The sequence below is a fragment of the Sodalis sp. RH22 genome, assembly GCF_047324165.1.
In the GTDB taxonomy this organism is placed as follows: Bacteria; Pseudomonadota; Gammaproteobacteria; order Enterobacterales; family Enterobacteriaceae; genus Acerihabitans.
In genome coordinates this window covers 509,026-530,114 of the sequence record NZ_CP178731.1, presented here as the reverse complement: position 1 = coordinate 530,114, position 21,089 = coordinate 509,026, and the positions used below count along the sequence as shown (strand labels likewise).

General features: G+C 54.4%; 18 protein-coding genes. 15 read left to right on the top strand and 3 right to left on the bottom strand.

The window, feature by feature from the left end; genetic code table 11:
• Positions 1 to 5 precede the first annotated feature (5 nt).
• The 8 genes from ACL2XN_RS02440 (at position 6) to ACL2XN_RS02405 (ending at position 7,928) form a co-directional block, all read left to right on the top strand.
• The gene (locus ACL2XN_RS02440; protein WP_413730126.1) at positions 6 to 419 is read left to right on the top strand and encodes a TIGR03750 family conjugal transfer protein; all 414 of its coding nucleotides are present in this window, start codon (positions 6 to 8) and stop codon (positions 417 to 419) included.
• Entirely contained in the window at positions 416 to 1,105 is a 690-nt protein-coding gene (locus ACL2XN_RS02435) for a PFL_4703 family integrating conjugative element protein (protein ID WP_413730125.1), read from the top strand. Before ACL2XN_RS02440 ends, ACL2XN_RS02435 begins: the two co-directional genes overlap by 4 nt.
• Positions 1,102 to 2,019: a TIGR03749 family integrating conjugative element protein gene (locus tag ACL2XN_RS02430; protein ID WP_413730123.1), complete on the top strand. Its 918-nt coding sequence runs from the start codon at positions 1,102 to 1,104 to the stop codon at positions 2,017 to 2,019. Before ACL2XN_RS02435 ends, ACL2XN_RS02430 begins: the two co-directional genes overlap by 4 nt.
• Complete coding sequence (locus ACL2XN_RS02425) at positions 2,009 to 3,472, top strand: TIGR03752 family integrating conjugative element protein (RefSeq protein WP_413730122.1); 1,464 nt, start codon at positions 2,009 to 2,011, stop codon at positions 3,470 to 3,472. Before ACL2XN_RS02430 ends, ACL2XN_RS02425 begins: the two co-directional genes overlap by 11 nt.
• Entirely contained in the window at positions 3,453 to 3,887 is a 435-nt protein-coding gene (locus tag ACL2XN_RS02420) for a TIGR03751 family conjugal transfer lipoprotein (protein ID WP_413730121.1), read from the top strand. Before ACL2XN_RS02425 ends, ACL2XN_RS02420 begins: the two co-directional genes overlap by 20 nt.
• Positions 3,887 to 6,754 carry a conjugative transfer ATPase gene (locus tag ACL2XN_RS02415; RefSeq protein WP_413730119.1) on the top strand — a complete coding sequence of 956 codons (2,868 nt, stop codon included), beginning with the start codon at positions 3,887 to 3,889 and terminating at the stop codon, positions 6,752 to 6,754. The genes ACL2XN_RS02420 and ACL2XN_RS02415 overlap by 1 nt, the downstream gene beginning before the upstream one ends.
• An 11-nt stretch (positions 6,755 to 6,765) precedes the next feature.
• On the top strand, positions 6,766 to 7,506 hold the full coding sequence (locus ACL2XN_RS02410) for a thioredoxin domain-containing protein (RefSeq protein ID WP_413730118.1): 741 nt from the start codon (positions 6,766 to 6,768) through the stop codon (positions 7,504 to 7,506).
• A 173-nt stretch (positions 7,507 to 7,679) separates the two neighbouring features.
• Complete coding sequence (locus ACL2XN_RS02405; RefSeq protein ID WP_413730116.1) at positions 7,680 to 7,928, top strand: hypothetical protein; 249 nt, start codon at positions 7,680 to 7,682, stop codon at positions 7,926 to 7,928.
• Between the two features lie 323 nt (positions 7,929 to 8,251).
• On the opposite strand, the gene ACL2XN_RS02400 is transcribed toward ACL2XN_RS02405, so the two are convergent.
• Complete coding sequence (locus ACL2XN_RS02400; RefSeq protein ID WP_413730115.1) at positions 8,252 to 12,046, bottom strand: SIR2 family protein; 3,795 nt, start codon at positions 12,044 to 12,046, stop codon at positions 8,252 to 8,254.
• Between the two features lie 443 nt (positions 12,047 to 12,489).
• On the opposite strand from ACL2XN_RS02400, the gene ACL2XN_RS02395 reads away from it, so the two are divergent.
• From ACL2XN_RS02395 to ACL2XN_RS02365, 7 genes are all read left to right on the top strand, one after another.
• On the top strand, positions 12,490 to 12,924 hold the full coding sequence (locus ACL2XN_RS02395) for a TIGR03757 family integrating conjugative element protein (protein WP_413730113.1): 435 nt from the start codon (positions 12,490 to 12,492) through the stop codon (positions 12,922 to 12,924).
• 23 nt (positions 12,925 to 12,947) lie between these two features.
• Positions 12,948 to 13,865: a TIGR03756 family integrating conjugative element protein gene (locus tag ACL2XN_RS02390; protein WP_413731048.1), complete on the top strand. Its 918-nt coding sequence runs from the start codon at positions 12,948 to 12,950 to the stop codon at positions 13,863 to 13,865.
• Positions 13,866 to 13,874: 9 nt separating this feature from the next.
• Entirely contained in the window at positions 13,875 to 15,275 is a 1,401-nt protein-coding gene (locus ACL2XN_RS02385) for an integrating conjugative element protein (RefSeq protein WP_413730111.1), read from the top strand.
• Positions 15,272 to 15,619: a hypothetical protein gene (locus ACL2XN_RS02380; RefSeq protein ID WP_413730110.1), complete on the top strand. Its 348-nt coding sequence runs from the start codon at positions 15,272 to 15,274 to the stop codon at positions 15,617 to 15,619. The genes ACL2XN_RS02385 and ACL2XN_RS02380 overlap by 4 nt, the downstream gene beginning before the upstream one ends.
• A 176-nt stretch (positions 15,620 to 15,795) precedes the next feature.
• Positions 15,796 to 17,571, top strand: coding sequence for a MobH family relaxase (gene mobH / locus ACL2XN_RS02375; RefSeq protein WP_413730109.1), 1,776 nt, complete (start codon positions 15,796 to 15,798; stop codon positions 17,569 to 17,571).
• Between the two features lie 751 nt (positions 17,572 to 18,322).
• Complete coding sequence (locus tag ACL2XN_RS02370) at positions 18,323 to 19,534, top strand: phosphoadenosine phosphosulfate reductase (RefSeq protein ID WP_413730108.1); 1,212 nt, start codon at positions 18,323 to 18,325, stop codon at positions 19,532 to 19,534.
• Complete coding sequence (locus tag ACL2XN_RS02365; RefSeq protein WP_413730107.1) at positions 19,519 to 20,157, top strand: IbrB-like domain-containing protein; 639 nt, start codon at positions 19,519 to 19,521, stop codon at positions 20,155 to 20,157. The genes ACL2XN_RS02370 and ACL2XN_RS02365 overlap by 16 nt, the downstream gene beginning before the upstream one ends.
• 332 nt (positions 20,158 to 20,489) lie before the next feature.
• On the opposite strand, the gene ACL2XN_RS02360 is transcribed toward ACL2XN_RS02365, so the two are convergent.
• Complete coding sequence (locus ACL2XN_RS02360; protein WP_413730106.1) at positions 20,490 to 20,882, bottom strand: type II toxin-antitoxin system VapC family toxin; 393 nt, start codon at positions 20,880 to 20,882, stop codon at positions 20,490 to 20,492.
• Positions 20,882 to 21,085: a type II toxin-antitoxin system VapB family antitoxin gene (locus ACL2XN_RS02355; protein ID WP_413730105.1), complete on the bottom strand. Its 204-nt coding sequence runs from the start codon at positions 21,083 to 21,085 to the stop codon at positions 20,882 to 20,884. Before ACL2XN_RS02355 ends, ACL2XN_RS02360 begins: the two co-directional genes overlap by 1 nt.
• Between the last annotated feature and the right edge of the window lie 4 nt (positions 21,086 to 21,089).

The window sequence follows — 21,089 nt, the reverse complement described above, 5'->3', positions numbered from 1 at the left end:
ATCGCATGGCGAACGCTTCGCAGCCCGTACGTGATGGGCTCGTCATCTTCCTGCCGCACCGGCTCAATCGCCAGCCGGTGGTGGTGCGCGGGCTGACGGCTGACGAGCTGTGGATCTGCGCCGGACTCTCGGCAGCGGCCGGGCTCGTCCCCGGCCTGCTGCTGGCCTGGCTGACCCGCAGTATCGCCATGGTGCCGACGCTTATCGTCGCCGGCATCGCGCTCGGCGTTTTTGTCGGCGGCGGTTTACTGCGCCGGCAAAAACGCGGCCGCCCGGATACCTGGCTGTACCGGCAGTTGCAATGGCGGCTGGCCCGGCGTCATCCCGGGCTGGCCGCGCAGGTGGGCGGAGGCGATCTGATTACCCGCACCGGCATCTGGACTACGCGACGCCTTGCCCACCGGCGGAGGAACGCATGAGCCGCTTTCGCAACGAAGTTCAACACCTGCAGGCGCATGTCAAAACGCTGCGCCTGGGCAGTGGCGCACTCCTGCTGGTTGCACTGCTGCTCGGTTTTGGCTGGTGGAGTGCACCCCGGGACCTCACCATCCACGTGCCGCCCGACCTGCGTTCAGGCAGCACCCGCAAGTGGTGGGATGTACCGCCGGAAAGCGTGTACACCTTCACCTTCTATGTCTTCCAGCAACTCAACCGTTGGCCGGCCAACGGCGAGGAAGACTACCCGCGCAACCTGCACGCCCTGTCGGCCTACCTCACCCCCGAGTGCCGGGCCTACCTGCAACAGGACTACGAATACCGGCGCAGCAACGGCGAACTGCGCCAGCGCGTGCGCGGCCTCTACGAGATCCCCGGGCGCGGCTACGGAGACGACCCGCCCGCCCGCGTACGGGCCGTCTCCGACCACGACTGGATCGTGACTCTCGACGTCAGCGCCGACGAGTATTTCGGCGCCGAACAGGTCAAGCGTGCCCTGGTGCGCTACCCCATCAAGGTCACCCGGATGGATATCGACCCGGAGCGCAATCCGTTCGGCCTGGCGCTGGATTGCTATGCCGGTGCACCGCAGCGCATCGAGGCGCCCCCGGCACCGCCTTCATCCGGTACGCCCGCCCGTACTGGCCCCCTGCAGGGAGAAACCCCATGAAGCGACATGTTCTTTGCGTGCTGACAGGCCTTGCGCTGTGCCTGGGCCTGCTGCCCGCCAGCCATGCGGTTGAAATCCTGCGCTGGGAGCGCCTGCCATTGGCCGTGCCCCTGGTCGTCGGCCAGGAGCGCGTGGTATTCGTCGATCGCAATGTGCGCATCGGTATCCCGGCCGGCGTCGGCGATCAGCTGCGCGTCCAAAGCGCCGGTGGCGCGGTCTACCTGAGTGCCAGCGCGCCCTTGCCGCCGACGCGCTTGCAGTTGCAGGACGTGGCGTCTGGCGCGCTGATCCTGCTGGATGTCGCCGCCGAGCCGGCCAAAGACGGCCAGGCGCCGCTGGAGCCGGTGCGCATCGTTGAGGGCGACGCACCGGCCATCCGCTACGGGGTCAGCGCAGACACCGGCACGGACCCACAGCCCCAGGGCGCACTGAAGCAGCCCATCGCCCCGCGCGAAACCCCCATCCCCGTCGTGCTCACCCGCTATGCGGCGCAAAGCCTCTATGCCCCGTTACGCACGGTTGAGCCCGTCGCCGGCATCGCCCGGGTGAACCTGCGCCGCGACCTCACCCTGGACACGCTGCTGCCGACACTGCCGGTACGCGCCCAGGCGCTGGCCGCCTGGCGGCTTGAGGATATGTGGGTCACGGCAGTCCGGCTCAGCAACACCACGGTACGCTGGCTCGCCCTGGACCCACGTGCGCTCCAGGGCGATTTCGTGGCCGCGACCTTCCAGCATCCCACGATCGGCCCCGCCGGCGCGTCGACCGACACCACCGTGGTGTACCTCATTACCCGCGGCCACGGCCTGGCCGAATCGCTGCTCCCCACAGTGTCGACCATCGATGCCACGGTGAACCTGCCGCCCGCGGCGGTGGCAGGCCAGGCTTCGGGAGGCACGCCGCATGAAAAGTAATCCGCTGCTCAAATGGCTGCTGATCCCCGTCGTGCTGCTGCTGGTGTTCGTCGGCATCCGCTTGTTCCCTGGCGGCGGAACGAAGCCGTCGGCGCCGCAGAGCACCGCCAGCCAACTCACTCCCGAAGAGATGAAGGCCCTGGGCATCGAGGGCGACACCCCCCGCGATACCGTCGCCACCCTCGTCGCCCAGGTCAAGCAACTGCGCAACGAGCTAGGAACGGCGCTGACCGACAACAAGAACCAGAAGACCGAGAACGAACGCCTGCGTGGGCGCGAAAGCGCTATCGACCAGCGTATCCAGAGCGCGCTGGATGGCGAGCGCCGCCGCCTGCAACAGGAGCGCGATCAGGTGGCCAGCGACAAGCAACAGACGCAGGGCCTGCTGCAAGACCTGCAGCAGCGCCTGGACGGACTCAGCGGCAAGGGCAACCAGGCGGATCTTCCGGTCGGCCTGGGCCTGGAAGCCGGCGACGGCAAGGGCTTCGCCAGCGGTGAGGGCCTGCACTGGGTCGAACCGCAAGACGCCAGGACGGACGACAAGACCAGGGGTGCCGGCCAAGCCGCGACATTCCCGGTCAGCTTCGGTCCGGCGCAGAAAACCCTGTCGAACGCGGCCGATTCGGTGGCCGATGCCGGCGGCAAAACGATGGATGCCGTCAGCACCTCCACGACACCGGTCTACACCGTGCCGACGAATGCGACGCTGATGGGCTCGGTGGCCATGACCGCCCTCATCGGCCGGGTGCCGATCGACGGCACGGTCAACGATCCGTACCCGTTCAAAGTGCTCATCGGCCCGGATAACCTCACCGCCAACGGCATCGACATCCCCGAGGTGACCGGCGCGGTGGTCAGCGGCACGGCGTCGGGCGACTGGACGCTCTCATGCGTGCGCGGGCAGATCCGCAGCGTCACCTTCGTCTTTCAGGACGGGACCATCCGCACCGTCCCGCAAGGTCATGGCAACCCAGGCAGCGACACGACCAGCGCCAGCAACAACACTGGCAACGCCAACAGCAACAGCGCGACCCAAGGTGGCCTGGGCTGGATCAGCGATCCCTACGGCATCCCCTGTGTTGCCGGCGAACGGCGCAGCAACGCCCAGCAATACCTCGGCTCCCAAGCGCTGATCACCGCGGCCGGCGCCGGCGCGGCCTCGCTCATCAAGTCCGACAGCGGCAACGTCTCCTACATCAGCAACAGCAATGGCTCGCTGGGCACGGTCGGTATCACGGGCAACGAAGCCATGGGCCGCATCCTGGCCGGCGGCGTGCAGGAGATGTCGCAGTGGGTCAACAAGCTCTATGGCCAGGCGTTCGCCGCGGTCTACGTGCAGCCCGGGGCGAAAGTCGCCATCCACCTGGAGCAGCCGCTCAACATCGACTACGACGCCAAGGGGCGCCGGGTCAATCACCACACCGGAGGCTCCCATGCGTCGGATCTGGATTAAAACCACCGTGGCGGTATTGACGGCCCTGCTGCTGGGCGGCTGCGCGACCAGCAAGGAAAAACTGCTGCCGCACGGCGAGCACACCATGCTCGACATGTGGAACCAGGAGACCGGAGGCGGCGCGGGCGGCGGTCAGGCCGCACGGCAACTGCTCGATGCGCGGCAGGACCTGCGCCGGCCGCTGACCGACACCGACGTGCAGAACGCACCCACGGTCAACGCGACCTACACGCGCACAGCCGCCAATGAAATCCAGAGCCAGTTCCACCGGCTGCCCAACCCCGATCTGGTGCTGTACGTGTTTCCGCACCTGGCCGGGACCGACCCTGCCCCGGTGCCCGGCTATACGACGGTCTTTCCTTTATACCAGCGAGTGCAGTACGCCATGCCTGGCGAACGCACAGAGGCGTACTGATGGCCTGGTCGCTCCCCTGGATGCGCCGGACCGCCCCGCCTCAGTCCGACGCCGAGGATGCCTGGGAACGCCACGTCTCGGCCCTGGCCGCACACGGCATCCCCGAGCCCGGCAGCGCCCTGGAGCGTCGCCGGCCGGCCACCGAGGCCGAGGCCCAGGCGCTCTATGACCTGGCCCCATCGTTCGCCGATCTGCTGCCCTGGGTCGAATACCTGCCCGAGTCGCAAAGCATGCTGCTTGAGGACGGGCATTCTGTCGCGGCCTTCTTTGAACTGACGCCGGTCGGCACCGAGGGACGCGAACTCGAATGGCTGTGGCAGGCGCGCGACGCGTTGGAAAACGCGTTGCAGGACTCCTTCGACGAACACGACGACCACCCCTGGGTGGTCCAGCTCTACGCGCAAGACGAAGCGAACTGGGACCGCTATCTGCGCACCCTGGCCGAGTACATCCAGCCGCGCGCTTTAGGCAGCGCCTTCACCGACTTTTACCTGAAATTTTTCGCACACCATTTGCGTGCCATCGCCAAACCCGGCGGGCTGTTCGAAGACACCACCGTGAGCCGGCTCCCCTGGCGCGGCCAGTTGCGGCGTGTACGGATGGTGGTCTACCGGCGCGTCCCCGCCGCCGCCCCATCGCGTCGCGGCCAGTCGCCCAAGCAGGCGCTAACCACCATCTGTGACCGGCTCACCGGCGGGTTGTCCAATGCCGGTGTGACATCGCGACGCATGGACGCGGCGGATATCCACGACTGGCTGCTGCGTTGGTTCAACCCGCGCCCCACGCTGCTGGGCGACTCTGCGGATGACCGGGAGCGCTTCTACGCCCTGACGCGCTATCCCGACGAGCCCACGCCGGGCGAGCTTGAACTGGCCAGCGGCGACTTCGCCCAGCGCCTGTTTTTTTCCCAACCACGCTCTGACGTGGAGGAAGGCACCTGGTCTTTCGACACCATGCCGCACAGAGTCATCGTGCTCGACCGCCTGCGCACAGCGCCGCACACCGGGCATGTGACCGGTGAAACGCACAAGGGCGGCGATGCGTTCAACGCCCTGTTCGACCAGATGCCGGAAGACACCGTCATGTGCCTGACCCTGGTCGCCACGCCGCAAGACGTGCTTGAAGCGCATCTGAATCATTTGTCGAAAAAAGCCGTAGGCGAGACGCTGGCCTCCGAGCAGACCCGCCAGGACGTGCAGCAGGCGCGTAGCCTTATCGGCAGCTCACACAAACTCTACCGCGGCGCGCTGGCGTTCTATCTGCGCGGCAACGATCGCGAACAACTCGACGCGCGCGGCCTGCAACTGATCAACGTGATGCTCAACGCCGGTCTGCAACCTGTACGGGAAGAGGACGAGGTTGCCCCGCTCAACAGCTACCTGCGGTGGTTGCCATGCGTGTTCGACCCGGCCACCGATAAACACCAATGGCACACCCAGCTCATGTTCGCCCAGCACGCGGCCAACATCGCCCCAGTCTGGGGGCGCAACCGCGGCTCCGGGCATCCGGGCATGACCCAGTTCAACCGCGGCGGCGAGCCGATCACGGTCGATCCCCTGAACCGCCTGGACCGGCAGATGAACGCTCATCTGTTCCTGTTTGGCCCGACCGGTTCGGGCAAAAGTGCCACCCTCAACAACCTGCTCATCCAGATGACGGCCATCTACCGTCCTCGGTTGTTCATCGTCGAGGCCGGCAACAGCTTTGGCCTGCTGGGTGATTTCGCCGCACGCCTGGGCGTGAGCGTCCACCGGGTCAGGCTCGCGCCGGGCTCAGGCGTCAGCCTGGCGCCCTTCGTCGATGCCTGGCGGCTGGTGGATACGCCCGATCAGGTCCAAACCCTGGATGCCGACGCGCTGGATGCGGACCAGCCACCCTCGGTCGACGCTACCGAGGGTGACGAACAGCGCGACGTGCTGGGCGAGCTGGAAATCACCGCCCGACTGATGATCACCGGTGGCGAGGACAAGGAAGAAGCGCGCATGACCCGCGCCGATCGCAGCCTCATCCGCCAGTGCATCCTCGATGCCGCCCGGCGTTGCGTGGCCGAAGCGCGCACGGTACTGACCCGCGACGTACGCGATGCGCTGCGCGCCCGTGGCGACGACACCACGCTACCGGAGACGCGCCGCGCACGGCTGCTGGAGATGACCGACGCCATGGACATCTTCTGCCAGGGTACCGACGGCGAAATGTTCGATCGGCCGGGCACACCCTGGCCCGAAGCCGATATCACCATCGTGGAACTGGCCACCTTTGCCCGTGAGGGCTATGGCGCCCAGCTCGCCATTGCCTATATCAGCCTCATCAACACCGTCAACAACCTCGCCGAACGCGACCAGTTCCTTGGCAGGCCCATCGTCAACGTGACCGATGAAGGCCACATCATCACTAAGAATCCGCTGCTCTCCCCCTACGTCGTCAAGATCACCAAGATGTGGCGGAAATTGGGGGCCTGGTACTGGCTGGCCACGCAGAACATCGACGATCTGCCCAAAGCGGCAGAGCCCATGCTGAACATGATCGAATGGTGGATCTGCCTGTCCATGCCGCCAGACGAAGTCGAGAAGATCGCCCGCTTTCGCGAACTCACGCCGGCACAGAAGGCATTGATGCTTTCGGCCCGGAAAGAAGCCGGCAAATACACCGAAGGAGTGATCCTGACGCGATCGATGGAAATCCTGTTCCGGGCGGTGCCGCCCAGCCTGTATCTCGCTCTTGCCCAAACCGAGCCCGAAGAGAAGGCCGAGCGATTCGCCTTGATGCAGCAAAACGGCATTAGCGAACTGGATGCGGCGTTCAAAGTCGCCGAAAAAATTGACCAGGCGCGCGGCATCGAATCGCTCAAATTCGATGCGCTGACATAAAGGAAAGACCAATGCATCCATCCAGTCGCTTTAACATTCGCTCGGTTAGCTTCTCCTTCCTGCTTATCCTGGCGGCAACCTTGGTTGCTGGCCTTGTAGCATGGACGAACCAAGGCAGTTCCCACACACCCGTGCAGGCGCTCTCGTCTAGAGCTAGCCCGACCCGGCACAGGCCACCCTGGCACTACGGAAATGCCGACGCGCGCTACACACTGATTGAGTATGCCGACCTAGAGTGCCCATTCTGTCGGGAATACTTTCCGGTATTACGACAATGGATCGATGCCAATCCGGACGTGAACTGGCAATGGCATCACCTGCCTTTGCAGATGCACGAACCAGCAGCAACCCGCGAAGCACGATTGGCCGAATGTGCCGGTGAGGCTGGTGGGCCTCCCGCTTTCTGGAGTGCTGTCGCCTGGATTTACCAGAACACTCGAAGCGATGGGCAGGGCCTGCCGGAAAATGCGCAGTACCCCGGTATCACCTCGCTCGTCCAGCGATGCCTGGACAGCGAGCGGCACGGCACGGTGATCCGCGCGCAAGTCATGGAGGCAGAGAACCAGGGGATTTCTGCAGCGCCCACCTTACTTCTAAGAGACAACACAACCGGCAAGACAATACTGCTCAATGGACCGGCCGAAGGCGATGCACTATTGTCTGCGATTGATCTGCTGTCCATCAACCAGGCAGTCACCGCAACACCATCAGCGACCCCAAAACCTCCCGACAATGTCGGCGATATGCCATAAGGACTTTACTAAAAATATTCCGAAATTCAACTTTTGAGAAAGGAGACTATTCCATAATAATCAATAATATATGTTATGTATACTAAGCACAGTTGCATTAGTGTATATTTGTTTTTTTAAACACCTCAGTTATTATGGCACAATGTTGCAATATAAAACCTCGGAGCGATGTCATGCAAATGATTTCATCTTGTAAAGATCCCCAAGAGATTTATAAAGATGAGGGAATAACGTTAATTTTTGGATCATATGATCATAAAAATCAATTTACCAGAGGAGAAAAAGCACTTGGAGTACATTGGGGAGATTATCCTCAGTCTCATGGAATATTGAGACCCTGTGTTATTCCTGAAACCACAAGGAATGCAATTCTTTCCGGACTGTTATACCAAGCGGTCACAGAAAAAAAACAGATCAAATAAAAAAGTACAACCATTTATTTTCTAATGGCCATGATTAACAATCACTAAAATAAAATTGGCAGAGACACAGTAATCTCACATCTAACTTAACCACTGAGCCTCTATCAATTTCAAACACATCTTTTCCGATTATTTCGAAAATAAAAAAAGTATTTAGTACAACTCAATGATATGAAATTTTAATAAAATCTTCCGATAAATTATTATTTATATGTTGAATTTCACAATATTATTTTTGGATAAAATTAATTATTTACCAGTCAAGGAAGCCAAATTTGTTTAATGAAACTTTTTTCCTTTTCCGGCCAAAAGAGTATTTAACGTTATTTATTACGACGTCGTCTAATTTCTGAAATCCTTGGATCATCCTTTGTTTCTGAGCATTGGGAAAGATAATCAAGCACTTCATCAGTTTTATAAGGCCACAATGACGGGTCTTCCGCAAGTATGACATAAAAAATATTAAGCGTTACTATTGGATAACAACGGACCGGATGACTGTCATCACCATCCTTTAAATACATCATGCGCAATAAAGACCCACGAATGGGAACGAGCATCGGTAAAATAATCTGGACGATAGCTGGCATTAGCTCACCACTTGCAAACGCTAAATCAGTCAACATAGCTGAAATCAATGGTGTATGGAGTGCCCTTTGTTTTGGCCAGACATTCTTTAAAAAGTATAATATATGTTCTCTCCAAGGCTTAGGTGTTTTTGTAGACCAATTTTCAAGATATCTGAGGATTTGTCCACGAAATGTGTCATCAGCTTGGATCAATACTTCGCGCAATTCGATATCAGTAACCAATTTCTTAGGCTGATCCGCATTATCAAGGCCACCCCAACCATCAAGGATAAACCCTGCGAAAATATTACTTTTATGTCGTAGGACTTGGGGTTGCACTGCTCGAGCAAGAATAAATGATTTAAGAAGCAGAAATAGTTCACAGTTCGGTATCCTTGCAGACCAAAGTAAACCCTCCCAGAACGCATCACCATCCACATCTTTTCTTTCAGCCAAAGAAATTAAATGCCGCTCGGTCCATACGGGATCGATAACAAAAAGCCAGCATAACTGATAACAGACCATCACAATTGCATATTGCCTCATATCCCCGGGCAGGGCCAGAAGTTGTTCGAATCTACCCGTCCAATAAGATGGAAAACCTTCTGCATGAGCAAGGTCGTTTTTGATAGGGTCTTTCATTAGCAAATTAGCCAACTTACCTACTGGAGCATTGATTGCATCATCTGCCCAACCCTTATTAAGGTCATGTGGTTTTTCGGTCTTATAATTCATTATGGCTTCTAAAATTTTATTCCAAAGACCGCCAAATATTGGTGCTGCATCGGTATATAGCCGCGGAGCTAAATGCTCCATCCATTCCGTTACTGGATTAATAATCCCTTGTAACGCCTCGGGAGACAGTTTATTTAGTCGCTCAGCAATAACATTTATCATTCTCAAACGATCTGTGGGACGAGTATCAGCATAAAGAAAATCAGACCAAGCCCATAAGGGAGCTTCTCCATAACGTGCAGCATAAGTCAATACTGCCAATGCCCGGTACGGACGCTGCATTACAAGTCCTTTAAACGGTTCTTTCCGTACTCTATCGTATGTAAATTCTTTTCTCGCTTCATGAGCCAAAGTAAGTACTTGGGAAATAGGAGTGCTAAGGATAAGATCGGGATTATTATCTACATTGATGCTTTGTACCGTTAGCGCATTGGAATTGCCGACTTGGTCACCCGCATGCGTTGTCCATTCAGGTACAATTTTATGTAGTTCTTCGATTTTTTTTGCCACATCAAAACTGAAGATAACACCATGTTGAAATAGCCAATACAAACGATTCAACCGGTCAAGGGCAATATTCTCTTCTCTTCCTTTAAGGTTATCACCGCTCCAGGGAAAAGCGCCTATGAGTAATCGGTGTTCAATAAATTCCTTGTCATCTGCAGAAAATTCTGCCCACCGATCCCTGAGTGCATAAAGCAAATCTCGCTCGTGAAATGATCCCCAAAAAACAGTTTCGGAAAAATCTCTAAAAATCAATGCAACTTCCGTCGGGTCAAGAAAATTGGGAATTCCTGCCGCCCATATACGCAACCGCGCGAAAATATAGTCATCCTTTATCGGCCAACGTTTCGTTTCGGCACGTGCCAACAATGGATCTAATTTCACGAGCCTTCCCATCAACTTTTGATAGATAATAATTGGTCCAGTAAGACCGTAACTATCATCTAGTAAATCTGGACCATCATCACCTACGCAGGTAGTACTGAAATAAAGAGAGTCATTCCCCGAAATTTCCTGCTCTAACGATTTTGACAGTATAAGATTCTCTCTAAACTGGGCAATCGTATAATCGAGTAACTCGTCGGGAACAATAAGGCTCTTATGTGCCTGGGGGTAGTCGATATCAATTCGAATGAGCCCATCTGGCACGTCTTTACCCCATAACAAAGGATGCTTTCCAAATGCAGGTTTCACTATTATCTGTGGACGATAGACGGCAGCCAGCATGCGGATAAGTGCTGGAGTCCACCCCTCTTGTATTGATCGCTCTTCAATCTCGTATATGAACATTTCAGCAGATTCGCGCACATCAGACCATGAAGCAAGAAGCTGCCTCCATCCGCGTAACATATTTGCAGAAAAACGGTGAGCCTCTCTTCTCAACGAATACTGTATAGATTTGACAATAATCGGATGAAGTCCATTCTGGTGGCTGGCCCACCAGAGTGCAACCGGTTGATGGGCAATGCGTTGCAGCCAAATGCTAATGCTGATCAAACGTTTAGAAAGCGTCGAATTAGATTTTAAATCTCTATCTCGAATGCCTAATGACTTCTCACCCTGCTCACCTAAATCATTGATATTTATTGAAAATCCATCCCATGTATCAGCAGGAATATTACGTTTGCCTAATATATTATCATGGTTTCCGGGATCCGGTTGAACATCAAAATCAAGGCAAAGCATAGTGAATGGATCAAAATTTTCACAAAATTTGTCGTAAGGTTCGACCCTTTCAGGCTTCCCGTAACGCTGGTGGGAATCGAACACTAAAAGCCACATCGCGTCGAGTGGTTCATCAGCATTAGCTATGCGATGAGCACCATCCGGGGTTGAAATGATATTGGCTATCTGCCCACGAAGATGGGCGCCGAGTTCGGCTGGACCTTTGATGACTTTTGAAAATAAATTCGCATACCAACCGTCAATATCTCGGGCACGCTCTCCCCACGCTGACAGAGTAGCCCAAAGGGCTCTATATTTATCACTACTATCAAAGGATATCGCTTGAACACCTTTATGTTCCCATAAAGCAGCGGCAGCGCCGCTGTCACCTTCCTGGAAAGCATATAATCGACTGCGGTGTCCTGCATGAAGATTAAGTGCTTCAAGCAAGTATTGAATGGGTGGATCATCGGCGCTGTAGCCAATAAACACAATTTGATAACGGGTAAGTAAGGCCTGGATAAACCTTGTTGCCCAACCATCCGATAAGTATGCACGACCAAAATCGGCACTTGAAGCAACAAATTCATCATCTTGAACGTAATCGTATTGTTCATTAACTCGACCGTGTAAATGAATAACTCCACGGAAATCGCGATCATTTTTCGGGTCGGGTAAATGTGGTGGCCCTGAAGATAAAAGAACTGGAGCACATTCTTCGAATAATAAATCGAAATTGGTCGTTACCAGACGAGTAATTCCATTCGGAGCAGTGGCTATATCAAGCAATATTCGATGGGCCAGAAGATCATGATCTTGATTCGGCTTTATGGCCTGAGCAATTGCAGTTCTGACGTCACGCACCTCAAATTCTCGCTCAAGAAGGCTGAATATGCGATCGGTAGCGACCAAACCTCCAACACCTGCCATTCGTCCCAATTCCCTTGCCTTTTCTAATAGTCTACGTGCGGGGCCATTTTGGGCGGATCCGAGTATTTCAATGACATTTTTGCCCAAGGTTTCAAAATCTGGAAGACCTGCATTAGCTTGAGATACTCCTGCGCCACAAAACAAAATGACATCCCCATCATCACGAGCAGTAATGAGATCATTAGGTACAGAAGGCCCATCGGCAATGAAACGCATTTCTACCCCTTAGGCAATAGTGTTTTCACATTTTGTCTTAAGAGTATATAAATTAAAAGCTAATTTCCGTCTTGAAATACGAAATCAGCTATCCAATGTGCAGAATCAACTGTCTATAATTACAGTAAAAAATTTTCAAATTATAAATTTTTTAAGACAATCACATAATGGTTTCTCCCTGTTTCCAATAGCCATTTCCATGGTAAAACAGATACTTGAATGCACCCTTAGTAGTTATTATCATATCCCTGCCAAGGGGTATATGCTTTCATAGGTCCCTATGGGTCTAGTTTGCAAAGCAAAAAAGATAAATCAAACACAGTTTTTTTTTATCCCGCAACTGCAAATAAAACCGGTAAGAGCATGGTTCACTTTGTTTCTCGTTTTGATTATTCAAGAGAGGTTAACTGAACTGACTAAATGCTCACCCGGTAGCCAATGTAATGAGACCCAATTTTGTATCTTTGTCTTTTTTGCAACTGAGCCTGTTTACAGCAGCGGCTGAGGTCCTGTTGATGACAGGAGCTGCACATGCGATGCAGGTGTTGGTAGTTACTGATAGCCGGCACCCTGTAACGGGTAAAGCCGACCGTATCATTGAATTAGACGCACCTGCACTGCTGGAAAACAACTTGTCTTCCCAGCTTCCTGCCAGCCCGAATGATGCTGAAAAGCTATTAAAAAAAAGACTGAACGACGGCGGTAACGATTTACAACTCCAGTTCTCGGCTGCCTGGCAGGACGTTACTAATGCCTGGAGTGTGGGCATCAAAAAAATTCCAGCCGTAGTAGTTGATAGCCGCTATGTCATTTATGGTGAAAGTGATATTGATCACGCCGTTGCCCGGATACAGGCTTACAGGAGCCGCCAACTATGACCATGAATAGTTCTGCCCTGTCGATGCGTCTGTATATCGCTGCCTTATTTTTCGGTAGCAGCACGCAGGTATTTGCCTTGAATACCGCAACAATAGTTTCTTCCGTGCTATCACCGCCCTGCCTGGAGTATCGTGTCGCAGGAATATGCTACTGGCTGTACTGCGCGCCGTTTGGCTGTACCGTGCGCACTTCGGTCAAGGTCCGCCACTACGTCCCCGATGCGGTGGTCTCCAGCTACGCGAATACCGGCGAAAATCCGTGGGTCGAAGTCCGCGTCATGAGTCCGCATAACACCACGGCACAGGCCGGCGGTGATGGCACGACCAACCACGACGGCGAGAACAACCTTGCCCGGTTCAAAAACACTGACGTCATCGGGCACCCGGCCGGCGATGTATTCAGCCGCTTCGCAAGCGCCTCCGGTTATACCTGCACCGGCGCGGGAATGGCCTTTATGCCGTACTTGCTCAGTACCCTCGATACCGTGGCCTGGCGCTTCAACCTGCCCGAGATGGCCTATCCTGAAGCCCTGACGCCGGGCATGCGCGAAATCGGCGGGCGCAGCACGCTCAACTTATGGGGCAGCGTGTATCCCCGCGGCGGATTCCTGCACCAGAGCGACGATTACAAAGCCGGCGCCGTCGTTGCACAGCGTGCCGGCGACATCGTGACCCGCCGCGGTCAAATCCACGTCTACCAGCCACTACTCGCCAACGCTCACGACGGCTACTGGCCGGCGGGCGAATTGCTCGAAGGTGATGCATCTACCGGCAAGTGGCAGGAACTGACGCCCACGCTCTCCAGCAACTGCGCGGTCTTCCCCCACAACAATGCTCAGGTACAGGCTCAACAGGGTGACTACGCCTGGGCCCTGTGGCGCCCCTATGCCTGCTGCCAGCGCCGGGGACAGACTTTCCTCGGCAGTACTGATTTTCAGTAAGGACGCCCCATGAAAGCACCTAGCGCCCATCATTCCTGCCTCTGGCCGTTTTTGCACGCCATCGTCCTGGCTGTCGCACTCGCCGCAATTGGGACCACCCAGGCACAAATCCGCATTGACAGCACCGGCATCAATGCCAGCGGGAACGTCATCGGTGACGACGTGCTCTACAGCATCGGCGGCGGCCGTGCCGTGTCCATGGGCAGTGCCGGTAACATGCAAAGCATCGGCGTCGGTGCCGGCTGGAACAGCAATCTGATCTGCGGTGACATGAGTCTCACCACCACGCTACAGAACCAGCTCAACGGCGTCACCAACGGTTTCCAGTCCATCATGAGTAACGTCATCCAGAACGCCACCAGCGCGGTGGCTTCACTACCGGCGTTGATCGTCCAGCGCGCCGATCCTGGCCTGTACAACCTGCTGACCAACGGGATCCTGCAGGCCCGGATGGATTTCGACCGTTCCAAGATGACTTGCCGGGCCATCGCCAACCGTCTGGCGGACACGGCCGGCGGCCAGGCCGGCTGGGATCAGCTAGCCGAAGGGGTGGCCCTCAAAAGCGCCGTAGGCAGTACCGATGCGGTCTCGGCCATCGAGCAGGCCGAATCCAGCAAGGGCAACAGCGGCGTGCCCTGGGTGGGCGGCAGCAACGCCGGCGGCTCCGGCCAGAACGCCATCAAGGTGGCCAGCGACGTTACCCGCGCCGGCTACAACCTGCTCAATGGCCGCAGCGTCACCGACACCGCGTCCATCAGCCAGGACGACTGCGGCGAACGGCTCACCTGCCAGGCCTGGACCTCCCCGCAAGCCGCCGCCGACTGGGCCAACCGGGTGCTGGGCGAGCGCGAACAACAAACCTGCGAATCCTGCACCAAGACCCAGACCACGCCCGGCGTGGGCCTGACACCGCTTATTCAAGAAGAATTCGAGACCAAGCTGCAAGCCCTGCAAGAGTTGGTCTCGGGCGCCAAACCCACGACCGCCGAGAACCTGGACGCCGCCGGCAGCAACTCGCTGCCGATCACCCGCGGCGTGATCGAGGCACTGCGCGACGAACCCGATCAGGACCTGCTGGGTAAGCGCCTGGCCTCGGAAGCGGCGCTGTCAAGCGTGCTGGAAAAAGCCCTGCTGCTGCAACGCACTCTGCTGACCGGCAGGCAAGAACCCAACATCGCGGCCAATGAACTGGCGGTCAAGGCGGTAGAGCAGGAAAACAACACACTGGAGCAGGAGATAAACAACCTCAAGACCGAGCTGGAACTGCGGCAAACACTGGCCAACAACTCAGCCATGGCCATTATCCAGCGTCATGGTTCGAGGGCCGCGGGCTCACGCGGCATCTTCGAAGACGACACCTTGCGTAACCGCCTCGATGAAGTTCAGAAATCGCGCAGCGAGACACAATGAGCGTCCCAGCAAGGACATGGATTTTGCGGCTGTTCAGCCACCGGATCATTCTGGCGCTGGTGGGTTTGCTGCTCGTTATCGGTACCGCCCTGTCCATCCACTTTTCCGGTGGCCGCATCGTAGATAACATTGCTGATGGCGAGCGCTGGTTGTGGGCTTATTCCGGTTATTTTTTCGTCTGGCGCCTGCTTCTCTATATGGTTATAGCCACAGGCTGGCGACGGTTACGTACATGCCTGCGACAGCAGGACCCTTCAAAGGAATTCTCCCAACGCATAGGGAGAATTGAAATTTTCACAGTGATGACGATTATTTTACTGGAAAGCCGGTATTCGCTTTCTTAACGCGAATACTTTCTAAACGGTAGTACTCGCTGCCTGCTGCCAAAAGGAGATGCACAAAGGGCCTGGAAAGGGCAAGGGAATAGGGTTCAAGGGGAACGGGCCTACCTGGAAATAATTGATTTTCTCCAAAAGAAAAAGGAAAAGGCTCACCGCTAATCGTACTTTCAGGGGGGGTTATGCTTGCTCTGTTCCACCGAAAATCCGCCACACGGGTCACAGCATCCACGGCGGCAAACAGCAAAGGGCTGATGCGGCCGGAGCCAGCCGACACGCTGCTGGCATCCCCTCGCCGGAAGAAGTTACTGGAGCATATCTGGCAACGCACGTCACTCTCGCGCAAGCAGTTCGCGGCACTGTATTTGGTCCCGTTGGAACGCTATGCCGAACTGGTCCAGCTTTTCCCGGCCTCGGAAAGCCACCACCATGCCTATCCGGGCGGTATGCTTGACCACGGTCTGGAAACGATTGCCTACGCGCTCAAACTGAGGCAGTCCCATCTGTTACCTTCCGGCGCAACGCCAGAAGACCAAGTCGCACAAGCCGAAGCGTGGACGGCCGCCACGGCCTACGCCGCGCTGTTGCACGATATCGGCAAAGTGGCCGTGGACCTGCTCGTTGAGCAGGCCGACGGCAGCATCTGGCATCCCTGGCATGGCTCGTTGCAGCAGCATTATCGCTTTCGCTACCGGCCAGAGCGCGAGTACCGGTTGCATAGCGCGGCCTCCGGCCTGCTCTACAACCGCCTGATTGATAACTCGGCCCTTGACTGGCTCAGCAACTTTCCTGCGCTTTGGTCGGCGCTCATCTACGTTCTGGCAGGGCAATATGAGCATGCTGGCGTACTCGGTGAGCTGGTAATTCAAGCTGACCGCGCGTCCGTATCACAGGCGATGGGAGGCGATCCGGCCAAGGCACTGGCAGTACCGAAACACGCGTTGCAACGCAAACTCCTGGAGGGTTTGCGCTATCTGCTTAAGGAAGAGTTTAAACTAAATCAACCCGGTCCCTCGGATGGCTGGTTAACCGCTGATGCCCTTTGGTTAGTGAGCAAAACCGTTGCCGACAAGCTACGCGCCCATCTCCTGTCCCAGGGCATCGAGGGCATACCCAGCAACAATACGGCGGTATTCGACGTGCTTCAGGACCACGGTATCGTCCAAGCGACGCCCGATGGCAAGGCCATCTGGCGGGCGACGGTTTCCAGCAACAGCGGCTGGTCGAATCCCTTCACCTTTCTCAAAATGTCACCTTCGCTCATCTGGGAGCCGGCAAACCTACCCGCACCGTTCGAGGGCTCGGTCGAGACTGAACCGGTGGTTGAAAACGCCCCCCAGACGATTTTGGCAAGCGAAACGCCAGTGGCCGACAGCGCAATAACTACGGCTCCCCAACCCTCCAGCGAGACGATAGACAATCTCCTCGATCTGCTTGGCACGCCTAAGCCCGACATTATCGCGCCGACTGAGGAAGCCATTGTCCCTGTGGCTTCAGTACATCACCAGGACGCGCCACCGCTTGCTGAAATAGCATCAGAAAAAGGCGCTTACGACATGTCCCTTGCGCCCTCCGGTCAGCATTTCGTCGCATGGTTACAGCAGGCCATCCAGTCGCATAAACTGATTATCAACGATGCCAAGGCGCTGGTGCATACCGTGAACGATACGGTCTACCTTGTCAGCCCGGGGATATTCCAGCGCTATGTGCAGGAGTATCCCCAGATCGCAACCTTTGCCAAGCAGGATCATCTGGCCGCCTGGCAATGGGTGCAAAAGCGCTTCGAAAAGCTGCAACTGCACCGTAAGCAAGACAATGGCCTGAACATCTGGACCTGTGAGGTAATTGGACCACGCAAATCCCGGCGTTTGCACGGTTACCTACTTCAGGATCCTTTTACAGTGTTCGCCGATAAACCGCTCAACAACCCTTACCTCACGCTCACCCGTGACCAATGAAATGGCGGGCTAACCAACATCTTTTGACTCAACGGCGAAGCACTGGTGGCCTGTCGATTTAGTTATACTTATTTAGTTTTCGCTTTCATTATCAGAGTGATGATGACAAATCACGCTAAGCCTGGCGCTGACCTAGCATGGGCAGGCTGCGGGAAGGTGATTACACACGGGGAATGTTAGATTTATTTCAGAATTGAAGGATATAAACACGATCAATCTTGGTATTATTTATTGTGCATCACTCTGTACAGTATTTTCTGACTCGTATTCGGCCCGATTGGAATAACAACGCGAACATTTTCCAGCAAAGGTAAGCTTAATAGCCTATCAAAAAGATGATATAGCATATTCCAGGCAACCTGGATAATCAATAAATTTCAAATTATCACCTGAGTGATTAACACGTATATTTTATCAACATTAACACTCATTATTGTTTATTTTTTAGAATAGTGTTACCTTTATTTATTTTAATAAATTTGAGTAAACCAACATAATAGCAAATTCGCTTTATCCACTTGATTTTTGAAAAAAATATTTAGACCATCACCGGCCTAAAAAAATAATTTAATATTTATCTATTACTTTTTTTAATTCCCCGATGGAATAAAATTAATTTATTCCAGCATATAAGTTCTGATACATTACAAAATTTAACCATTTTAAGCACGCAATGCTAATTAATAACCCCTAAAAAGGGTTTAAAACAATCAAAATTGCATTTAATTTATGATAACAACAGGTGATAGCTTTGGTCAAAAAAATAGGATTAGGGAAAAGCGTCCTTGAGGCTGCCCAAGAGAGGATAACTTGGGTTTTCGATACATTTCAGCGCATTAGCGTGTCCTTCTCTGGGGGTAAAGATTCAACGGTCTTACTGCATCTGGTGGCTGAAATCGCGCGTCGAAAAAAACGGTCATTTAGTGTGCTATTTATTGACTGGGAGGTGCAGTTTACTCTTACTATCAATCATATAGAGAAAATGAAAGCCCTGTATGATGATTGTATCGATCGCTTTTACTGGGTGGCCCTTCCCATGACTACCGTGAATGGGGTCTCTCAATATCAACCCGAATGGGTGGCATGGCAACCGGACACTGACTGGGTGCGCCAACCCCCTCCCGATGCGATCACCGACCCTGCGTTTTTCCCTTTTTACCGGCACGCCATGACCTTTGAAGAATTTGTACCCGCTTTTGCCAGTTGGTTTGCGCAAAAAAAGAGTGCAGCGATTTTAATCGGCATCCGTACCGATGAATCGCTTAATCGCTTTGCCGCGATCAGTTCTTATTCTAAACTTCGCTACGCAGATGATAAACCCTGGACAACGGCATCATCAGAAGGTTTTGTTTATAATGCCTATCCTATTTACGACTGGAAAGTGAATGACATTTGGCTTTTTTTTGCCAAATTTAAGCGTATTTATAATCCACTTTATGATCTTATGTACCAGGCCGGCGTGCCGTTGAGCTCGATGCGCATTTGCGAACCCTTCGGCCCCGAACAACGCAAGGGATTATGGCTTTACCACGTGCTTGAGCCGGAAACATGGGAGAAAGCTTGCCGACGAGTGGCGGGAGCGAATTCCGGCGCACTGTATGCCGACCAAACCGGGAATTTTTACGCCAATCGGAAAATAACCAAACCGGTTCAGCATAACTGGAAAAGCTACGCTTTGTTCTTATTGGACAGCATGCCATTGAAAACAGCGGAACATTACCGCAATAAGATTGCCATTTATTTAAAATGGTACCAAAGCCGGGGTTTCCCTGTAGATATCCCCGACGAACAGGACAAGGATTTAGGCGCAAGAGATATTCCTTCCTGGCGCCGTATCTGCAAGACACTAATTCGTAATGATTTCTGGTGTCATACGTTATCATTCAGCCCCAATAAGGCTCACCATTACAAAAAATACCTGCATCGTATGCAGGAGAAACGTAAAGAATGGAGGATTTTATGAATATCGAGGAATTATTTAAGCCCATTTCTGAAGCGCTCAGCGCTATGACCTTCGACGAACAGATCGCAGCCATCAATTCACTAAAAAAGTTTTTACATGAGCAAAGCCCTTTCCGAGAAGAGCCGGTGGACTGTGTCCTCTGGATAAAAGCTGAAAACGTGCTGGCAAATGATTATAACCCCAATAATATGGCGCCCGCCGAAAAAAGATTACTGCTTACCTCCCTGGATAAGGATGGCTATACCCAACCTGTGGTGGTGTGCCAAGAAAAGGAGCGCTATATTGTGGTAGATGGGTTTCACCGAAGCCTGTTGGGGAAAGAAAAAAAGATCCTTCGCAGCCGTTTAAAAAATTATCTTCCTGTTACCTGTATTAGAAACAGCCAGTCAGGAAAAACCGATCGCATCGCGGCCACTATTCGCCATAACCGCGCCCGTGGGAAACATCAAATCATGGCCATGTCAGATATCGTGAGGGACCTGGCGCGATTAGGCTGGAAGGACGAGAAAATAGCCAAGGAATTGGGTATGGATGCGGATGAAGTGCTTAGGCTCAAGCAGATCACCGGATTAACGGAATTATTTGCAGATAGTCACTTTTCTGAAGCATGGACGGTGAAGTAGACTCGTTTTTACAAAATCATGTCCCACCACCGCATCAATAATTATTTATGAGGAGGTTGATATTCCATGGTGGTTCTCATAGAACACGAGGCTTGATATCGAAAAGCGTCCGCCACGCTTCCGATGTCCCGTGGGACCTCAGTAAGGGCCGGATTAGTGAGCAAACGCAACAAGATATTCATCGCATTGCTGGTGTAATGAGAGAGGATATCTAGTGCGCGGTTAGATAGGCAGCTTTTGTGCGGTCAGGTTTAGCTGTAATGAAATGAGGTCGGTAGCATGTCATGGGGTAATACCCTATAAACTTAAAATTTTCCCTGAAATGTGGGTGCTTAGCGTGCGCCCGTGGGCCAGTTTATGCCCAGGCGTACGGCCAGGATGGCCAAACGTCTGTCCAACGTCCACAACCGAGCGTTGGGAGTGATCAGGGTGGAGGCCAGTAGGGTCATATCAACCAGACCGCAACCTTGGCCATAAAGGCCCTCCTGCTCAATCAAGTTCCTGACCTCGGTCTGGTTGGCAGAATGACAGGTACGTAGCAGAGCTAAATCGCCCAGCGTTCTCCCGCGGGGCGCAGGGGGGGTGCCGCACGCTAATTCCGTCAGTACAAACGGGTGGATAAGCACTCTATCCTGCATCATCAAATCAACCAATTCGGTTTTATTTTGGCGAAAATGCTCAATCCAGACACTGGTATCGACCAACACGTCCTGAACAACGGGCATCAGCGGCTCGAATCTTGACGACGGCGCGGCACATTTGACATAGTCGGCGCGCTACCGCCGAGGGCGGCAAGACGTTTGGCGGCCTGAACACGGACAAAGGTGTGGATGGCCTCGCGGAAAAGGTCTGCTTTGTCCATGTCCGGACCAGCCAGTTCCAGCGCCTGCTCATACAAATTGTCATCAATGGTGACGGTGGTACGCATTTTA